This is a genomic window from Thiothrix caldifontis (assembly GCF_900107695.1).
Classification (GTDB): Bacteria; Pseudomonadota; Gammaproteobacteria; order Thiotrichales; family Thiotrichaceae; genus Thiothrix; species Thiothrix caldifontis.
Genome location: NZ_FNQP01000009.1, coordinates 97,660 through 114,865, shown reverse-complemented (window position 1 = coordinate 114,865; position 17,206 = coordinate 97,660). Strand labels below are relative to the sequence as shown.

At 50.3% G+C, this 17,206-nt stretch carries 19 protein-coding genes; 6 read left to right on the top strand and 13 right to left on the bottom strand.

From position 1 onward, the window contains the following. The first annotated feature begins 21 nt into the window (after positions 1 to 21). Positions 22 to 1,038 carry a quinone-dependent dihydroorotate dehydrogenase gene (locus BLV87_RS09240; protein ID WP_093067836.1) on the top strand — a complete coding sequence of 339 codons (1,017 nt, stop codon included), beginning with the start codon at positions 22 to 24 and terminating at the stop codon, positions 1,036 to 1,038. A gap of 33 nt (positions 1,039 to 1,071) precedes the next feature. On the opposite strand, the gene BLV87_RS19340 is transcribed toward BLV87_RS09240, so the two are convergent. Beyond that, complete coding sequence (locus tag BLV87_RS19340; RefSeq protein ID WP_093067834.1) at positions 1,072 to 1,863, bottom strand: hypothetical protein; 792 nt, start codon at positions 1,861 to 1,863, stop codon at positions 1,072 to 1,074. Between the two features lie 184 nt (positions 1,864 to 2,047). Here BLV87_RS19340 and BLV87_RS09230 point away from each other — a divergent pair, with 184 nt between their 5' ends. The 4 genes from BLV87_RS09230 to recB all read left to right on the top strand — a co-directional run bounded on the left by BLV87_RS09230 (position 2,048) and on the right by recB (position 7,503). Next, a complete protein-coding gene (locus tag BLV87_RS09230; protein ID WP_093067832.1) occupies positions 2,048 to 2,605 on the top strand; it encodes a hypoxanthine-guanine phosphoribosyltransferase in 558 nt (185 codons plus the stop codon). 1 nt (position 2,606) lies between these two features. Then, entirely contained in the window at positions 2,607 to 3,347 is a 741-nt protein-coding gene (locus BLV87_RS09225) for an S-methyl-5'-thioinosine phosphorylase (protein WP_093067829.1), read from the top strand. 6 nt (positions 3,348 to 3,353) lie between these two features. Next, a complete protein-coding gene (locus BLV87_RS09220; protein ID WP_093067826.1) occupies positions 3,354 to 3,800 on the top strand; it encodes a protein YgfX in 447 nt (148 codons plus the stop codon). A gap of 151 nt (positions 3,801 to 3,951) precedes the next feature. Continuing rightward, the gene (recB, locus tag BLV87_RS09215; RefSeq protein ID WP_093067824.1) at positions 3,952 to 7,503 is read left to right on the top strand and encodes an exodeoxyribonuclease V subunit beta; all 3,552 of its coding nucleotides are present in this window, start codon (positions 3,952 to 3,954) and stop codon (positions 7,501 to 7,503) included. Here recB and BLV87_RS09210 read toward each other — a convergent pair. Genes BLV87_RS09210 through BLV87_RS09200 form a run of 3 tightly spaced genes read right to left on the bottom strand, consistent with a single transcriptional unit; the run spans position 7,488 to position 9,844 of the window. After that, a complete protein-coding gene (locus tag BLV87_RS09210) occupies positions 7,488 to 8,252 on the bottom strand; it encodes a sulfite exporter TauE/SafE family protein (protein ID WP_093067822.1) in 765 nt (254 codons plus the stop codon). The genes recB and BLV87_RS09210 overlap by 16 nt on opposite strands. 21 nt (positions 8,253 to 8,273) lie before the next feature. Beyond that, positions 8,274 to 9,041, bottom strand: a complete 768-nt coding sequence (locus BLV87_RS09205; protein WP_093067820.1) for a hypothetical protein — start codon at positions 9,039 to 9,041, stop codon at positions 8,274 to 8,276. 14 nt (positions 9,042 to 9,055) lie between these two features. After that, positions 9,056 to 9,844 carry an inositol monophosphatase family protein gene (locus BLV87_RS09200; protein ID WP_093067817.1) on the bottom strand — a complete coding sequence of 263 codons (789 nt, stop codon included), beginning with the start codon at positions 9,842 to 9,844 and terminating at the stop codon, positions 9,056 to 9,058. A 218-nt stretch (positions 9,845 to 10,062) separates the two neighbouring features. On the opposite strand from BLV87_RS09200, the gene BLV87_RS09195 reads away from it, so the two are divergent. Continuing rightward, positions 10,063 to 10,428 (top strand): hypothetical protein, encoded by a 366-nt coding sequence (locus BLV87_RS09195; protein WP_093067815.1) that lies wholly within the window; start codon positions 10,063 to 10,065, stop codon positions 10,426 to 10,428. A 54-nt stretch (positions 10,429 to 10,482) separates the two neighbouring features. Here the strand turns inward: BLV87_RS09195 and BLV87_RS09190 are convergent, their stop codons facing one another. From BLV87_RS09190 to rsxA, 9 genes are read right to left on the bottom strand one after another with little or no spacing between them, the layout of a single operon-like run. Then, complete coding sequence (locus tag BLV87_RS09190; RefSeq protein WP_093067812.1) at positions 10,483 to 10,938, bottom strand: outer membrane lipoprotein; 456 nt, start codon at positions 10,936 to 10,938, stop codon at positions 10,483 to 10,485. A 10-nt stretch (positions 10,939 to 10,948) separates the two neighbouring features. Beyond that, positions 10,949 to 11,368, bottom strand: coding sequence for a DUF1841 family protein (locus BLV87_RS09185; RefSeq protein ID WP_093067810.1), 420 nt, complete (start codon positions 11,366 to 11,368; stop codon positions 10,949 to 10,951). Then, positions 11,368 to 12,000, bottom strand: coding sequence for an endonuclease III (nth, locus tag BLV87_RS09180; protein ID WP_093067807.1), 633 nt, complete (start codon positions 11,998 to 12,000; stop codon positions 11,368 to 11,370). The genes BLV87_RS09185 and nth overlap by 1 nt, the downstream gene beginning before the upstream one ends. Beyond that, a complete protein-coding gene (locus BLV87_RS09175; RefSeq protein ID WP_093067804.1) occupies positions 11,997 to 12,689 on the bottom strand; it encodes an electron transport complex subunit E in 693 nt (230 codons plus the stop codon). The genes nth and BLV87_RS09175 overlap by 4 nt, the downstream gene beginning before the upstream one ends. Next, positions 12,686 to 13,333, bottom strand: coding sequence for an electron transport complex subunit RsxG (gene rsxG, locus BLV87_RS09170; RefSeq protein WP_093067801.1), 648 nt, complete (start codon positions 13,331 to 13,333; stop codon positions 12,686 to 12,688). Before rsxG ends, BLV87_RS09175 begins: the two co-directional genes overlap by 4 nt. Then, positions 13,330 to 14,364, bottom strand: coding sequence for an electron transport complex subunit RsxD (rsxD, locus tag BLV87_RS09165; protein WP_093067799.1), 1,035 nt, complete (start codon positions 14,362 to 14,364; stop codon positions 13,330 to 13,332). Before rsxD ends, rsxG begins: the two co-directional genes overlap by 4 nt. Further along, positions 14,361 to 15,929 (bottom strand): electron transport complex subunit RsxC, encoded by a 1,569-nt coding sequence (rsxC, locus tag BLV87_RS09160; protein ID WP_093067796.1) that lies wholly within the window; start codon positions 15,927 to 15,929, stop codon positions 14,361 to 14,363. The genes rsxD and rsxC overlap by 4 nt, the downstream gene beginning before the upstream one ends. After that, positions 15,926 to 16,519: an electron transport complex subunit RsxB gene (rsxB, locus tag BLV87_RS09155; RefSeq protein WP_093067795.1), complete on the bottom strand. Its 594-nt coding sequence runs from the start codon at positions 16,517 to 16,519 to the stop codon at positions 15,926 to 15,928. Before rsxB ends, rsxC begins: the two co-directional genes overlap by 4 nt. After that, positions 16,519 to 17,100, bottom strand: coding sequence for an electron transport complex subunit RsxA (gene rsxA / locus BLV87_RS09150; protein ID WP_093067792.1), 582 nt, complete (start codon positions 17,098 to 17,100; stop codon positions 16,519 to 16,521). Before rsxA ends, rsxB begins: the two co-directional genes overlap by 1 nt. Between the last annotated feature and the right edge of the window lie 106 nt (positions 17,101 to 17,206).

Sequence of the window (17,206 nt, the reverse complement as noted above, 5' to 3'; positions counted from 1 at the left end):
TTCTGAACCGGGGATTTCTTTGTGTACACACTCCTTCGCGATCTGCTGTTTTTATTTCCTGCTGAAACCTCACACCATCTGGCACTGGATTCCTTGAAACTGGCAGGTAAAACCGGCTTGTTGGGCAAACCGGCGGCGTTGCCGGGCAGGGCTGTCACGGTAATGGGCATTGAGTTTCCCAATCCCGTCGGATTGGCAGCAGGGCTGGACAAAAACGGTGAATACATCGACGCATTGGCAGCGTTGGGCTTTGGCTTTATTGAAATTGGCACAGTGACACCGCGCCCACAACCCGGCAATCCTAAGCCGCGTTTGTTCCGTTTACCCAAAGCGCAAGCCATTATCAACCGCATGGGCTTCAATAATCACGGGATTGATTATTTGCTGGAGAATGTCCGTCAAGCGCGTTACCCCGGCATTATTGGCATCAATATCGGTAAAAACTTCGATACCCCAGTTGAGAAAGCGGCAGATGATTACCTGATCGGTTTGCGCAAGGCTTACCCTGTGGCGCATTACATTACGGTCAATATTTCTTCGCCAAATACGCCGGGGTTGCGTACTTTGCAATACGGGGATGAATTGAAGCGTTTGTTGCTCAGCTTGCGTGAGGAACAAAGCAAACTGGCGCAGCAATATGGGCGTTACGTGCCGGTAGCGATTAAGGTTGCGCCGGATTTGAGTGAGGTGGAAATCCGTGATATGGCGCAGGTGTTTTCCGAGGTGCAGATTGATGGGTTGATTGCGACCAATACGACCTTGGATAAATCAGCAGTGCAAGGTTTACGCCATGCCAATGAGCAAGGTGGGTTGAGCGGTAAGCCGTTGACACAGCATTCCACTGAAGTGATTCGGCAGTTCCGGGCAGATATGGATAGCCGGATTCCGATTATTGGGGTAGGGGGAATTTTGTCGGGGGCAGATGCGCAGGCGAAATTGGCCGCCGGTGCGAGTTTGGTGCAGGTTTATAGCGGGTTTATTTACCGAGGGGCAGGGTTGGTGTGTGAGTGTGTGGAGGCCACAAAAAAGGCCGGTTGATACCGGCCTTTCTCTTCAGATCGTGAAATCTGATTACTTAGCAGCAGGAGCGACTGGTGCAGCAGGTGCTGGTGCAGCGGCAGGAGCCGCTTCAACTTTAACTTCAGCAGCAGGAGCGGCTGGAGCAGCAGTTGCAGCAGGCGCAGCAGCTTTGTTGGCTTCAACCATTTTTTGCTGTTGAGCAGCCATGGCTGCACGCTGTTCTTCGACTTTCTTGAAGAAAGCATCAGCTTGGGCACGTTGCATTTCCATTTGCTTTTGGATTTGCTCGAAGCTAGGCGCTTGCATTCCGTAGCCTGGAGCCATCATCATTGGGCTGTAACCGTAGCCCGGCATTTGGCCTTGAACAGGGGCTGCTGGCATTTGGCCTTGAGCAGGGGCTTGCATAGCTGGCGCTTGTTGCATCATGTTAGGCATAACATAGCCACCCCATGGGTTATTGCCGTAGCCGTTAGATGATGTGTTGCTGTAGCCGTACATGTTATTGTAGCCATCGCCATAACCGTAGCCACTGCCTTGTACGTTGGTAGAACCATCGCCACGACCTTGACCGTAGGTATCAGCAGCCATGTCGGTTTTGCCTTTGCCTTTGAAAGTGATGGTGAAATCTACTTCACCATCAGCATCGCCTTTGCCACGACCCCAGCCGTTTACGTCGCCAGCGCCAGTGCCGTAACCTTGGCCTTGACCACTGGTGCTTGCTTGACCTTGGCCTTGACCCTGACCTACGCCACTGCCATTGTCGAAGCCATCGAAGAATTCAGCAGAAGCAACACCGGAAGCAGCCAGTAATGCAACCATCAGAGCGATTTTTGTATGTTTCATGAGATATACCTCTAGCGGAGAGTAAAGCGCCCGTCGGCGCGTAAAAAGGGTTTCATTAATATAAGCAAATCATAATATTCTGATTGTGCTAATGCAATACCTAGCAGTTATTATTTCTATTTTTTCATGCCGATTTGTTGATTTAAGTTAGAATACCAAGATTGTTTGAACAATAGGTGAACAAATGGTTATCACAGTTGCTGATGCTGCCCGAGCCATGGCAGACGCTGATTTATTGTATTCCGCTGAGGATATTGCTGCCATGTTGAATAGAATGGCTGCTGAAATTACCGAGACACTCGCGGATAAAAACCCGCTGGTATTGTGTGTGATGACTGGCGGCGTGATCTTGACGGGGCATTTGCTGACGCGCTTGATGTTTCCCTTGGAACAAGATTATTTACACGCTACCCGCTACCGTGGGGAAACAAGCGGCAGTAAAACGATTACTTGGTTGCATAAGCCGGATACATCGTTGGAAGGGCGGCATGTGTTGTTGGTTGATGATATTCTCGATGAAGGTTATACCTTGCGTGAAATTACGCATTGGTGTCAGGAACAGGGTGCGGCTGCGGTATACGTGGCGGTACTCGCGGATAAGCAACATGAACGTCGGGTTGAGGGTATTCACCGCGATTTTTCTGCGTTGGAATTACCGGATCGTTACGTGTTTGGTTTCGGGATGGATTACAAGGAATATTGGCGCAATGCCAACGGTATTTACGCAGTAAAAGGGTTATGACATGAGCACGATTGAATTTGCGGTGATTGGCGGTACGGGTTTGACTGAAATTGAAGGCTTGGAAGTGATTCACCGCGAAGTGGTGCATACGCCTTACGGTGAGCCTTCGGGGCCGGTGACACACGGCATGATTGCTGGCAAGCGTATCGCGTTTTTGGCACGGCACGGTTACACCCATAATATCCCCCCGCATCGGGTGAATTACCGTGCCAATTTGTGGGCGCTGAAGAGTTTGGGGGTGAAAAAAGTTGTGGCGATTGCTGCCGTGGGTGGGATTACGCCGGAAATGCAGCCAATGCGTTTGGTGATTCCCGATCAGATTATTGATTACACCTACGGGCGGGCGCATACCTTTTTTGAGGATGGTTTGACCGATGTGACTCACATTGATTTTTCTTGGCCGTATTGTACGGAAATGCGCAATGCCCTACTGACAGCGGCTGAATGCGCAAAGTTGAATGTAGTGCCGCGTGGCACGTATGCCGCTACCCAAGGTCCGCGTTTGGAAACCGCTGCTGAAATCATCCGTTTGGAACGCGATGGCTGCGATTTGGTGGGAATGACGGCAATGCCAGAAGCCGCACTTGCCCGTGAGTTGGATCTTTGTTATGCCGCTTGTGCTGTGGTGGCTAACTGGGCAGCGGGCAAAGATAACGAAGAAATCACGATGGAGGATATTCACCAGAATTTAGTGGTGGGCATGACGAACGCACGAGCGTTATTGCGGGCGTTAGTGTGCTGATGACGTTTGGATAATCAACCGCCTTTGTATTTGCAGCCAGGGGCTTCACGGCGACTGGCTGTTTTCATTCTGGCAAGCCATTTGCTGACGGCGGTAGTGGTGGGTTTGATGCCTGCTCTGCCCTGGTGGGGCAAGGGCTTTTTACTGGTGTTGATTGTGATGTCGTTGCGCTATTACTGGCGTTTGCATATTAGCCGGGTTGCGCCGAATGCGGTGCAGGAAGTGCGTTTTTATCAGGTGGATAATGCCTTGGTACGTACTGCTTCTGCTGGATTTTTTGCGCGGTTGGATGACAGCAGCTTTTTGCATCCGTGGGTGTGTGTGCTGAATTGGCGGACTCTGAACGGCAAATTGTATTCGCTGATTGTCATGTCTGACAGTGTGCCGCCGGATGTTTTGCGGCAGTTGCGGGTACGGGTTAAGTTCAGTCCGGCGGATATGCCCAAAAAATAAAAACCCTCCGGCGCAGGAGGGTTTAAGGTATTAAGGGCTATCGAAATTTTTATAATGAACTATTTAGGGGACTATTGGGCTTTCTTCAATGTGTATAACGATTGAGCTCAGATTCGGTTGACATTTAAATGAAAAACTATTGAACGCTACCATGCAAACACTTAATGCCCAAACAGTACCCTTGGAAGGAACCAACCTGATCGAAGCCAGCGCTGGAACCGGTAAAACCTGGACGATTTCTTGGCTCTACCTGCGTCTCATTGCTGTCTATGGTCTAACTGTCGACAAGGTTTTGGTGGTGACTTATACCGAAGCGGCAACGTCGGAGTTACGTGACCGTATCCGTAAGCGTTTGGCGGATGCCTTGGCCTTTCTGGAAGAGCGCCCACATGAGGAAACGTATGAAGTATTGCTGACAGAAACTCCGTTGCATGACTGCATTCAGCGCTTGCAATTGGCATTGGTAAGTTTCGATGAAGCGGCGGTATTTACCATTCATGGTTTTTGTAAGCGGGTATTATCCGAAAATGCTTTTGAAGCACGAATGCCGTTTGAAACCGAATTGGTGACCAATGAAGACAGCTTATTGACTGAACTCACTGACAAGTTTTGGTATCAACATTTCCTGAAACCCGATGCGCTGCATTTACGGTTATTGCAAAAACGCAGCCTGACCCCGGACAGTTTGCTTGCCGATGTGCGTAACTTTATTGGCAAGCCGTATTTGCGCACCGAGATGCCGCAGGTGACGAATGAGTCATTTGCGCAGTTACAGACGGCATTTGCCCAAGCCTTGCAAACCTGTCAGCAGACGTGGGTAAGTGAACGTGACGCTATTGTCAGCTTATTGCTAGGCGGGGCGCTCAATGGTAGCACTTACAATAAACGCCATGTGCCGAACTGGGCGGGCAAGCTGGATACCTATTTTGCGCAACCGTTGGCGTTGCCCCATGAGGTGCTTGAGCGTTTCACGCCAAGCGTGCTGACAGACAAAACCAAAGACGGTAAAGCCACCCCAGAGCATACGTTTTTTGCGCAAGTAGAGGCATTAATCGCGGCAGATTACGCCCAGCAGGAAGGTGAACAAGCCGCGTTGGAACACTTGCGTTGGCAATTACTGCACCACCTGCGTGCTGAATTGCCACTGCGGAAACAGCAATTAGGGATTCTTACTTTTGATGATTTACTGCTGCATTTGCGCGATGCCTTGGAACAACATCCCGATTTTGCACCGCGTTTGGCGCTGAAATACCAAGCGGCATTAATTGATGAGTTTCAAGATACTGACCCGATTCAGTACGAGATTTTCGAGCGCATCTACCGCGATAAGCCGGAACAACCGGTATTTTACGTAGGTGACCCCAAACAAGCGATTTACGGTTTTCGGGGGGCGGATATTTATACTTACCTGAAAGCCGCCAACAGCACTCAGCACCACTACACGCTGCAACATAATTTTCGTTCGCACCCCGATTTGTTGCAAGGGTTGAACCACCTATTTGATCAATCTGCCAATCCATTCCGCAGTGATATTGCTTATGAAATGGTTAGTGCAGGTAAAGCTCAAGACAGTTTGCGGGTAGAGCCGCCATTGTCGCCTATCCGTTTGTGGGATTGGGATTCGCTGGAGGAGGGTTTTAATAGCACCAGCGTACAGGCTGCAATGGCTGAAGCGGTTGCTGATGACATTGCCCGTTTGTTGAATGCTGCCCGTATGGGGGCAGCTAAGATTGGCGACCGCCCGGTGGAAAGCAGCGATATTGCGGTATTGGTGCGAGAAAACCAGCAGGGTGAGCAGATTAAGCAGGCGTTGTTGGCACGTGGCATTGCCAGTGTACAAAAATCACGTGACAGTATTTTTTGCACCCGTGAAGCGGCTGATTTCCGGGCGATATTACGTGCCATTGCCGAGCCGGGTAATGAAACGGCGCTTAAACAAGCACTGGTGACTGAACTGTGTGGTTTTACTGCACAAGACTTGTTGGGGTTGGACGATCACCCCACCTCACTGGAGGCTGAACTCGAAGCCTTCCACCGTTGGCATAAAACATGGCACACACAAGGTTTTATGCCGATGTTTCGACAGTGGATGTTGCAACGTCAGCGCTATACACACTTATTAGCGTTAGCGGATGGTGAACGCCGCCTCACCAATTTGTTGCACTTGGCAGAACTCATTCATACCGAGAGCCGCTTGCAAGGCCATGGGATGCACGCCTTGATTCGCTGGTTGCAGCAAAAAGCGGAAGCTAGGGAAAAAGACGAAGCCCATGAGTTGCGCTTAGAAAGTGACGAGGATTTGGTTCAAATTACCACCATCCACAAAAGTAAAGGGTTAGAGTACGGTATTGTGTATTGCCCTTATTTGTGGGTGGAACGTGATGCCAAAGCCAGCACTTGGTTCAGTTGGTATGATGCGGGTTCAGCCGGAGGCGTTTCGCGTCTGCAAGCCGATGCTCTAGCGGGTGATGCTGCGCGGCGCTGTTTCCGTGAGGCTGAACAAGCTGAAAGCCTGCGCTTATTGTATGTGGCGCTGACCCGTGCCAAATACCATTGCACCGTCACTTTGGTGAGCGGACGCCTTAACCATTTCGACTACTATTCAGCATTGGGTTGGCTGCTGTTCGGTGCATTGCCGCAGAGTAGGGAAATTCTCGGCAAATTGCGTAAAGAAGGAATGCAACCTGATGAACGTCAGCGTTTGATGCATACCCAATTAGCGCATCTCGTGGAGCAGTCCGCAGGCTGTATCAGCCATGAGACATTGCCGGTGAATGAAACGCCGCTACGTTATCAGCCAGACAATCGGCAATGGCAACCCAGTATCCGCCGTTACCAGCAACGTTATGCACCGATACCCAAAGTCGGTAGTTTCAGCGGTTTAGCGGCAGGCAAAGAAGATGAGCGCCCGGACTATGACACGCTAGTATTCGCTACGGCTGCGCTCAACGAACGCACTACCCCGATCGTTGAGCGCAGCCGTAGCGATGTATTTCCTCGTGGTGCAAAAGCCGGGAGCTGTTTGCATAAAATGTTGGAAGAACTTGATTTTACCCAACCGCTTTCAGCACAGCATGACACCGTATTGCGTCCCGTACTAAAACGGCATGGTTTGCCAGAACGCTGGTTGGCAGCAGGTGCACAGCTACTCGAAAATACCTTACATACCCCCTTGTCGTTTACCCATCAGCGTCTTTGCGACCTGCCGAAATCTCAACGCCTTGACGAACTCGAATTCTATTTTCCGGTAGAACGGTTACGTCTGAAACCATTACAAGCCTTGCTGCATCAACACCTTCCCCTTGAATGGGAGGTCATTCACCATGCTATCGACAAGCTAAAATTTAATGAGCTTACTGGTTATATGAAGGGCTTTATTGATCTGGTGTTTGTGGCGGAGGAGCAATATTTTGTGGTGGATTACAAGTCAAATGAACTGGGTGGAACTTTGGCTGATTACACCCCGTTAGCCATGCAAGAAGCGATGGCGGAACACCATTATTATTTGCAATACCTTATCTACTGTTTGGCGTTGCATCGCTATTTGCAACAACGTTTGCCGAGGTATGACTGGGAACAGCATGTTGGGGGGGCGCTGTATTTATTTTTGCGCGGCATGACACCAGAACAGGCAGGATCCGGTGTATTTTTCCACAAACCGGCGTTAGTATTGATCGAGGCGTTGGATCACTTGATCCAGTAAATGACAGCAATAATTATCCCAATGCTGACGACTAACCAGCGTAGCATGGAGGGATTGATGCCATTTACCAGTTTGCCACCAAGAAGGCCGCCTAATAGAGCGCCCATCGCCATGATCAGTGCTAAGACCCAGACAACCTTACCGGAAAATAGGAAAAATACTGCAGTAGCGACATTCACCCCAAATGCCACGGCCTGTTTGAGCGCATTAAGCCGGGTTAGGGTGTCATCGAGAATCAGTGCTAGGGCCGCGAGTACAATGACACTTAAGCCTGCTCCGAAATAGCCACCATACACAGCCGCCAATAGGATTAATGGCACTACCCATACCTGGGGTATACCTTGGGCGCTATGTGCCTGTAAGCGGCGAGTAAGCCAAGTGCGTAAGGGTGTTTGGATGGCAAGTAACAGTGATGCCAGTAAAATCAGAAATGGCACCAGTGCTTGAAACACCTTTTCCTCCGTGTTCAATAATAAGATGCCACCGAGAATGCCGCCAAAAACAGCCGCTGGTAATGTCAACCACAAGCGTTGTGTTTGGCTGCGGATGTTGTTGAGTTGTGCCAGTGTTGCCCCGAAATAGCCGGGGCAAAGCGCCACTGTACTTGTCACATTTGCTGCTACGGGTGGGATACCTAATGCAATTAACGTGGGAAAGGTGATAAGTGTGCCACCGCCCGCGAGTGCGTTGATCATACCTGCTGCCATAGCGGCTAGTGCTGCTAATAGATAAGCTGTCCAGTCGAACATGAAAAGGTTTCCAATGACGTGTTAATGAGGCAAGTCGCGGGCGTATTCGAGTAATGCCGTTTCTAAGCGAGCGAAGGCTTCGGGTTTGGGGCTAGACCCCGGAAAACTTTGGTAGACCAGTTGCTTTTCCTTACCATCAAGCATGATGTCAAGGGTTTGGCGGTAATGGCGCTGCCCAGCTTTTGCGCCACCAAAGGTATCGCGCTTGAGGGAGAGAGCGCCGCTCTCTTTGATGACTGCATACAGATTGTCGAGATCTTCGGGGCGTAAGGCGAGGCTGATGGTTTTGAGATCCTCCTCTTGCCAGCAAGGGGTGCTTTTTACCCATTGGGCGCAACGTCCATCAGTATCTTCAAAATAGGTGTAATTGAGGATGCCATTTTCCAAGTTGATTTCGGTGTAGAAACTTTCACCTGTAGCGCGGAAGCGTAGCGAGAACTCGTTGCTCGGCAGCGTTTGTTGGGCAAGCTTGGGTATTTTCAGGATATTGGGTTTTTCGGGAGGCGTGGGCATGATTTCCGGCTCCGGCGGTGGTAGAGACGCAAGATTTTGCGTCTCTACGGTGGTGGGATTATTGGAGGGTGGTTGCGTATTCACAGTGGTGGAATCATCGGGTTGCAACTTGTCAGCGTCGGGAATGATGACAGGTTCTACGATTGATTCGACTGGTGGCGTTGGCGTTGGCGTTGGCGGTGGTGGGGCGGAATCACGTTGTTCGCAGCCACTTAATGGCAGCAACGTGAGTAATAGTAGGCAGTAAGCAAAGGGGATGAAGTTAGCTTGTTTCATCCCCTGATTTTAGTTCATCTTGCCATGACCGGATGCAGGCGTTTGATCATTTCCTTGAAAACTTTGGGATTAGCGGCGACCACATCGCCCGTTTTCAGGAAAGTGTTGTCACCTTTCATGTCACCAATTAGGCCACCGGCTTCTTGAACCAATAGCACACCGGCGGCGATATCCCATTCATTCAAACCGAATTCCCAGAAACCATCAAAGCGCCCACTGGCAACATAGGCTAGGTCAAGCGCCGCTGAACCGGGGCGGCGCACGCCAGCGGTATCCGGCAGCAAGGCTTTCATGGTTTGCAAGTACAAATCGAGATTCTGATTGGCACGGAAGGGAATGCCGGTGCCTAACAACGCACTTTGCAGGGTGCTGCGTTCGGATACACGGATACGTCGCCCATTCAAGGTAGCACCTTCACCACGCGCTGCGGCAAAGGTTTCATCTCGCAGCGGGTCATACACCACGCCAACGACTAAACGCCCTTTGTGTTTCAAGGCGATTGAAACTGAATAGTGAGGGATGCCGTAAAGGAAGTTGGTGGTGCCATCTAGCGGATCAATAATCCACTCATAATCACTGTCAACGCCTTGCTTACCGCTTTCTTCACCCATGAACGCATGATCAGGGTAGGCGCGTTGCAGCAAGCGCACAATTCCTTGCTCAGCTTGGCGGTCAACCTGACTGACAAAATCGTTGTGTGCTTTGTTTTCGACATCTAGCTTATGCACTTTGTTGGCGTAGTGGCGAATGCCTTCGCCTGCTTCGCGTGCGGCTTCTATTGCTTTTCTGAGCATTGGGTGCATCAGCAAACTCCGGTACAGGGGATATTACGGGGCGTCAGGATAGCACAAGCAGGCGTGTTTCTGCACCGTGTTACTAACAGGAAAGAAAGTTCCAACAGTTTTTTTATTTGCGTCAGAAAAAAAATCGAATTGTATTTTTACTTAAGTGAATTAACCTTAGATGTGTAAATGTTTAAGATTATTTAATCATAACTAGAGCAAGCAAAAAGGTGTGTAAAATGGTAATTAAAAAAGTTTGTCATCAATTAGCAATAGCTTCGCTGGTTTTTTTGTCAGCAATGGCAGCTCAAGTTCAAAGTGCTCCTATTTATGGTGTAGCGGGTGATATACCTAAGTCAAAAGTATTATTAATGGCCACGTTAAATAATGGGCCAGCCATGCAACCAGTAACATGGACAGTTTACCGTTTAGAGAATGGTAAAGAGATTTATGATAGGTCGATTAATCGACATTCTGCTAATATTGAGTTGGAACCCGGTTTTTATCGGGCTGATGTAACACTTGATGGTGGAAGTGTTAGCCGTTCTCGTATTTTCGATTTGAGTAATGTTAGTAGTAGTAATGTTATTGTAGCGATGGACTAATCATGGATAACGGTTAGTAAGTGAGCGCATTATGATTAATACGCTCACTCGATTTTAATGTGTTACGCGTGCTTTGCCATCTTGGCTGGTTAATATTTTAACTTGCTCACCCATCATAAAACGCTCATCTGCTAATTGGGCTATTGCAATAGTGCGACCATCTTCTAAGCGCATAGTGATTTCTACGCCCGGTTTTGATTGGATACTGCGATCAAGTGCAATTCCCACAGTACCGCCAATGACTGCACCTGCAACACTGCCAATTATTTGACCTTTGCCTTGCCCTATATCATTGCCAGCCACACCGCCAATCACTCCACCAGCAACTTTGCCTGTTTCCGCATTGTCTTCGCGGATCATGACATTGCGTAAACCGATAATAGTGCCAAATTTCACCTCTTGCAGCGTACCTGCTTGTGCAGTGGTATAAGTATTACTGGATGGCATGATAGAGCAAGCTCCTAATGCCAACGGTAGCAGTAAGATGCCTGCATAAACGCCCAATTTCATGTGTTTTACCTCATCGTTTCTTTAAGCACTCAAGATAAGCGGCTTCATCCGGGATGGTTTGGTGGCGTTGCGCCAGCCAGATGCTTTCTGCCAAACAATCCATCATGCGGTGTTCCGCCGCGTTATTGCCGTATTTGATCACCAATTGCCGGTAAAGTTCGCGAATTCCAGTCGGGCGGTCAGTGGCGACCTGTTCGCGAATGCCAAGGTGTAAGCCCATGTGCAAAAACGGGTTGGTTTCGCCATTGTCGGGCAGGTAATCGCGTTGTATCGCGCTATCGGGGGCGGCAAAGACATGATGGTATTCTGGGTGTTCCGTAATCACGCTGGCAATTTGGGTTTCTAACGCATCCAAGGGCTGTTTTTGTTGAAATTTATGCCAGCATTGCGCGTAATAGCGGCGCATGGCATCGCGGTCATTGCCAAACATTAGACGGTTTTCTCCTTGAAATCACACAGGTCGGCAATCAGGCATTGCCCGCATTTGGGGTTACGTGCCACGCAGGTATAGCGCCCGTGCAAAATTAGCCAATGGTGTGCATCCAGCAAGTACTCCTTGGGAATGTGTTTGAGCAAGCCTTTTTCAACTTCTAACACATTTTTGCCGGGGGCAATGCCGGTACGGTTAGCAACACGGAAAATATGCGTATCCACCGCCATCGTCGGTTGACGAAACGCGGTATTCAAAATCACATTTGCGGTTTTACGCCCAACACCGGGTAAGGCTTCTAAGGCGGCGCGATCTTGTGGCACTTGTGAGTTATATTTTTCGACAAGAATACGGCAGGTTTCGATAATATTGGTGGCTTTGCTATTAAATAAACCAATGGTTTTAATGTAATCCTTTAAACCGTCTACGCCGAGCGCATAAATGGCTTCTGGGGTATTGGCGGCGGGGAATAAATGCGCAGTGGCTTTGTTTACCCCTTTATCAGTGGCTTGTGCTGAAAGAATCACCGCAATCAGCAATTCAAAGGTGCTGTTATAAACCAATTCGGTCGTCGGGTTTGGGTTCGCATCACGCAGGCGGCGGAAGATTTCCTCCCGCTTGGCTTTATTCACGCCGTTTCACCAAAGTTATTAATGGGCATGGTTTTAGCAGATTTAGCCGTTTGCGCCATGCGTTTGTCGATGTAATTTTTTAGCGCCACTAAAAAACCCAAGCCGATAAATGCACCAGGGGGTAGGGCAGCGAGTAATAAACCTTTGAAATCCTCACTCAAGGTCAGGGTTAAACCGCGTGCGGCTTCGCCAAACATGAGGTGGGCTTGCGCAAATAATGTTCCATTGGCAACCAATTCACGCATTCCGCCCAAGACAACCAGTACCAATAAGAAACCAACCCCCATCATTAAGCTGTCATAGCCTGCGTGTAACGGCGGATTTTTGGAAGCATAGGCTTCCGAACGCCCAATCACAATGCAGTTAGTGACAATTAAGGGGATAAAAATACCGAGGATATTGTACAGATCGTGAAAATACGCCTGCATTAGCATTTCGATTAGGGTGACATTGCCCGCAATAATCAAGACGAAGGCGGGGATGCGGATTTCGGGGCGAATGTAATCCCGCACGGTGGAAATGGCGAGATTCGATGCCACCAGTGCCAGTAACGTGGCTAAGCCCAGCCCCAAGCCGTTGACGAAATTGGTCGTGACCGCCATCAGAGGGCATAAACCCAACAGTTGCACCAAGCCTGGGTTATTGTGCCACAAGCCTGCGACGGTCAGTTCACGGTAAGTTGAATTCATGGCTGTGTTCCTTGTGCAGGCGCTTTGGGGGTAAACAGGCTGGCAAAATGGTGTTGTGACCATTCTAGGGTGCGTTTGACTGCACCGACAACGGCTCGTGGGGTAATGGTTGCGCCAGTAAACTGATCAAATTCGCCGCCATCTTTGCGCACTGCCCATAATGTTGACGTAGGGTTCTGCAAGGATTTCTCGGCAAAGCTCAAAATCCACGGATGCTTGTCAGCCTCGATTTTGTCGCCTAAGCCCGGTGTTTCTTTGTGAGCCAATACCCGCACACCTGCCAGCGTTTGATCCGCACGGATACCCACTGCTAGACGAATTTTGCCGCTGTAGCCATCCGGCGCACTGACGATGAAGAGTGCAGCAACGGGCAAGTTTTGTTTGCTGGCACGGTATACGGTTACGTCTTCAGCGCTACCGAAATCCGCAGCGGGTAATACCTGTTTGCTGGCGAGTAAATCGTTATCGTAGGTTTGCTTATCCACCAGCAAGTTCAGTTGCTTTAAGGTGGCTGCGCGTTCATTGGCTTCGACTGTGGGTAACGTCAGATTATACACCGATGCCAAGGCTAAAGTGCCAAGTAAAGCAAATCCGGCAAGGAATGCGCCCGGTTTGATAATTTGTTTAAGCAGCGGCTCAGTCATCCCTGTAATCCCCGCTTAGTGCCGTACACACGCGGCTGGGTGTAGTAATCCAGCAATGGCACGGCCATATTCATAATGATGACGGAAAACGCAATCGCATCCGGGTATCCGCCCCAAGTACGAATAATGTAAGTAAATAGCCCAATCCCCCCTGCGTAAAACAATTTGCCGGTAGGGGTAGTGCTGGCGGATACGGGGTCGGTGGCAATGAAAAATGCGCCCAACATCGCAGCCCCGCTAAACAAATGAAACAGCGGCGACGCATACGCTTGCGCGTCAATCAGCCAAAACACACTGGCCATCAGCGCCAAGGTTCCCAGCAACGCGACAGGAATCTGCCAGCCGATAATACGTTGCCACAGCAACCACAAGCCGCCGAGGAGCCATGCCAGACTTACCCACTCCCACGCTTGCCCCGCCAATAGACCAAATTGCCCCGTGGCGTAAATGTCGCTTAAAGGTTTATTCAAACTCAGACTGACTTTGACAGCATCGAGCGGGGTAGCTGCGCTCAGTGCATCCCAGCCTTGGGCGCTACCGGCAAACACGTGTTGCAAGGTTTGCCCCAAGTCAATGTGTACAACGCTGAAATCCACTGGTGCAGGCCAAATCGTCATTTGCACCGGATAAGACACCAACACGGCAGCATAACCCACCATCGCCGGATTAAAAGGGTTGTACCCCAAGCCACCATACAAATGTTTAGCAATCACAATTGCAAAAATCATCGCAATCGCAATTAACCACCAAGGCGAAAACGCAGGCATTGCCACCGCTAATAACCACGCCGTGACCACCGCACTGTAATCGCTCAGAAACGGGCGTACCGGGCGTTGGCGCAATGTTAACATGCCCCATTCCAGCAATTCCGCGAATACAATGGCCAGTACCAAATTACTGAGCATTCCCCAACCAAAATACCAGATTAGTACGGCTGTGCCGGGAATCAGCGCGTATAACACTTGGCGCATAATGCTGCTGACATCTTGTTTGCCGCTCACGTAAGGGGATGTGCGTTTGCTGAAGATCATTCCGTGGTTTCCCCAGTGGTTGTTTGGGCAGCGGCTTCTGCTTTTTTGGCTTTGGCGCGTTCCAGTGCGGCTTGGATAGCGGCTTTTTTGCCATCATCGGTAGTAGTTTGCGCTTGTGCCTTGTGTTTGGCTAGCTTTTCGGCTTTTTCACGTTTGGCGCGTTCGAGGCGTTCCTGATGGAAATCGTGACGTTCGCGGGCAATGTTTGCCTTGGTTTTGGCGTCGCGCTGGGTGCGAATTTCGGCCTTGGCAAAGCGATAATAGTCCACCAAGCGAATGTGGCTAGGGCAAACATAAGCACAGCAGCCGCATTCGATGCAGTCAAACAAGTGATATTGTTCGGCTTTGTCGAAGTCGCGGGCGCGGCTGTGCCAGTAAAGCTGTTGTGGCAGTAAATTGGCGGGACAGGCTTCGGCACAACGTCCGCAGCGGATACAGGGCAGGGCGGGTTGTTGTTCGCTCTCAGGAATATCGCTGACCAAAATGCAGTTGGTGGCTTTGACGACAGGGATTTGGTCAGTGTGCAAGGAAATGCCCATCATCGGGCCGCCCATTGCCAAACGCTTTGCCGCTGGCGTGTAGCCGCCGCTGTGCGCAATCAGGTGTTGAATCGGTGTGCCTAGTGGTACTTCGACATTGCAAGGTTGTGCCACACCTTTGCCGGTGATGGTGAGGTAGCGATCAATCAGCGGTTCACCCAATACGACGGCGCGGTAAATGGCACGGGCGGTGGCGGGATTGTGGCAAACAATTCCAATTGTGGCAGGTCTGCCGCCGCTGGGGACTTCTTTGCCGGTGAGAATTTTAATAAGCTGCTTTTCGCTGCCGCTGGGGTAAAGCGTGGGGATGGGGATAATCTCGATGCGTTGGTCACCGAGTTCCTCGCGTGCGGCTTGCATGGCAGCAATCGCTTCCGGTTTATTGTCTTCAATGCCGATCAAGCAGCGTTGGGTGGCAATGATGTGCATCATGATTTGCACACCGCGCAAGATTTCTACGGGCTTTTCACGCATTAAACGGTCGTCGCAGGTGATGTACGGTTCGCATTCTGCGCCATTGATTACCAAGGTTTCGATGGGAATATTGTCATGCACATTGAGTTTGATAGCGGCAGGGAACACCGCCCCGCCCATGCCGACAATGCCTGCGGCACAAATGCGTTGGCGTAAGATTTCACCATCCACTTGACTGGGATTTGGGTAGGCGAGCATTCGGGCATTGTCCCAGTCATCTTTGCCGTCGGGTTTGAGGATGATGCACAAATCACTGAGACCGGAGGGGTGGGCAATCGGGCGTTCTTCAATCGCGGTAATCGTGCCGGAGGTGCTGGCGTGCAGCGGCACTTTCATAAAACCGGTGTGTGAGGCAATTTCTTGCCCTTTGTAAACGTAATCACCCGCCTTGACCGTGAGCGTGGGTTTGTAACCGCTGTGTTGCTGGAGGGGAATGATTAATTCTTCCGCCATTGGCAGATGCCGCACTGGGGCTGCGTTGGAATCTTCCTTGTGGTAATCCAGATGCAGACCACCGTGATTACGCCAGAGCTTGTGTAAGGTTTGTATCATGAAGCCACCTTTGGTGCTTGCGCGTTGGCATCATTGGACGGTTGTTGCGTCAGCGTGTAAACTGGATATGGCCATTTCCAAGTGGCAGGTTCGACCTTAACGGGAACCATCGCGATACAATCCACTGGACACGGCGGCAGGCACAGTTTGCAGCCGGTGCATTCGCTTTCGATAATGGTGTGCATGTGTTTTGCTGCGCCGACAATTGCATCCACCGGGCAGGCTTGAATGCATAAAGTACAGCCGATGCAGGTGTTTTCGTCGATGACGGCGACCAATGGCACGCTGGAATGCTCGCCGTTTTCATCGTTGAGTGGTTTGGCTTCCACGCCCAGCAATTCGGCGAGGGCTTTAATCGTCGCTTCACCACCGGGTGGGCAATGGTTGATGTCGGCTTCACCTTTGGCGATGGCTTCGGCGTAAGGGCGGCAACCGGGGAAACCGCATTGCCCGCATTGGGTTTGCGGCAGAATCGCATCCACTTTGTCCGCAATCGGGTCGCCTTCGACTTTGTAGCGAATCGCGGCGTAACCCAGCAGCAACCCGAAAACGGCTGCTAACCCGCTAATGATAAGAATGGCTGCCAACATCAGTGTTTCACCAATCCAGAAAAGCCCATGAATGCCAGCGCCATTAGCCCAGCGGTAATCAAACCAATTGCGTTGCCTTGGAAGGTTTCCGGCACATCTGCCACCGCAAGGCGTTCGCGAATACCCGCAAACAACACCAAGACCAAAGTGAAACCCAGTGCTGCGCCCATACCGTAGAGCGCGGATTCAATGAAGTCGTGAGTTTCCTGCACATTCAATAATGCCACCCCCAACACGGCGCAATTGGTGGTAATCAAAGGCAGATAAATCCCCAATACGTTGTACAACACCGGGCTGCTTTTGCGAATCACCATTTCGGTAAAGCCCACAATCGCGGCAATCACCAGAATAAAGCTGATGGTGCGCAAATATTCCAAGTGAAACGGTTCGAGCAGATAATTGTTCACCAGATAACTGGCAATCGACGAGAGCGTCAGCACAAAAGTAGTTGCCAAACCCATGCCCATCGCCGTTTCGAGCTTTCTGGAAACGCCCATGAACGGGCATAAGCCCAAAAAATGTGACAGGACAAAGTTATTGACCCACACCGTACCAACAATAATAAGTAAGTAATCTGTCATAAATTCAGGCTTTGGGAATGGTTTCCAGTGAATAACTGAGCGGCGCATTTTGCCATATATTGGGTGTTATAACCTACAGCAAAGCGGCTGCCTATGATAATTGTCA

What these genes read in the sequence shown, in the direction of transcription:
- BLV87_RS09190 (WP_093067812.1), bottom strand. Translation starts at nt 10,938, where the DNA reads ATGAAATTGGGCGTTTATGCAGGCATCTTACTGCTACCGTTGGCATTA.
- rsxA (WP_093067792.1), bottom strand. Translation starts at nt 17,100, where the DNA reads ATGACAGATTACTTACTTATTATTGTTGGTACGGTGTGGGTCAATAAC.
- BLV87_RS09195 (WP_093067815.1), top strand. Translation starts at nt 10,063, where the DNA reads ATGGTAATTAAAAAAGTTTGTCATCAATTAGCAATAGCTTCGCTGGTT.
- rsxC (WP_093067796.1), bottom strand. Translation starts at nt 15,929, where the DNA reads ATGATACAAACCTTACACAAGCTCTGGCGTAATCACGGTGGTCTGCAT.
- BLV87_RS09175 (WP_093067804.1), bottom strand. Translation starts at nt 12,689, where the DNA reads ATGAATTCAACTTACCGTGAACTGACCGTCGCAGGCTTGTGGCACAAT.
- rsxB (WP_093067795.1), bottom strand. Translation starts at nt 16,519, where the DNA reads ATGTTGGCAGCCATTCTTATCATTAGCGGGTTAGCAGCCGTTTTCGGG.
- BLV87_RS09225 (WP_093067829.1), top strand. Translation starts at nt 2,607, where the DNA reads ATGAGCACGATTGAATTTGCGGTGATTGGCGGTACGGGTTTGACTGAA.
- BLV87_RS09200 (WP_093067817.1), bottom strand. Translation starts at nt 9,844, where the DNA reads ATGCACCCAATGCTCAGAAAAGCAATAGAAGCCGCACGCGAAGCAGGC.
- BLV87_RS09205 (WP_093067820.1), bottom strand. Translation starts at nt 9,041, where the DNA reads ATGAAACAAGCTAACTTCATCCCCTTTGCTTACTGCCTACTATTACTC.
- BLV87_RS19340 (WP_093067834.1), bottom strand. Translation starts at nt 1,863, where the DNA reads ATGAAACATACAAAAATCGCTCTGATGGTTGCATTACTGGCTGCTTCC.
- BLV87_RS09185 (WP_093067810.1), bottom strand. Translation starts at nt 11,368, where the DNA reads ATGTTTGGCAATGACCGCGATGCCATGCGCCGCTATTACGCGCAATGC.
- BLV87_RS09230 (WP_093067832.1), top strand. Translation starts at nt 2,048, where the DNA reads ATGGTTATCACAGTTGCTGATGCTGCCCGAGCCATGGCAGACGCTGAT.
- rsxD (WP_093067799.1), bottom strand. Translation starts at nt 14,364, where the DNA reads ATGATCTTCAGCAAACGCACATCCCCTTACGTGAGCGGCAAACAAGAT.
- recB (WP_093067824.1), top strand. Translation starts at nt 3,952, where the DNA reads ATGCAAACACTTAATGCCCAAACAGTACCCTTGGAAGGAACCAACCTG.
- BLV87_RS09210 (WP_093067822.1), bottom strand. Translation starts at nt 8,252, where the DNA reads ATGTTCGACTGGACAGCTTATCTATTAGCAGCACTAGCCGCTATGGCA.
- rsxG (WP_093067801.1), bottom strand. Translation starts at nt 13,333, where the DNA reads ATGACTGAGCCGCTGCTTAAACAAATTATCAAACCGGGCGCATTCCTT.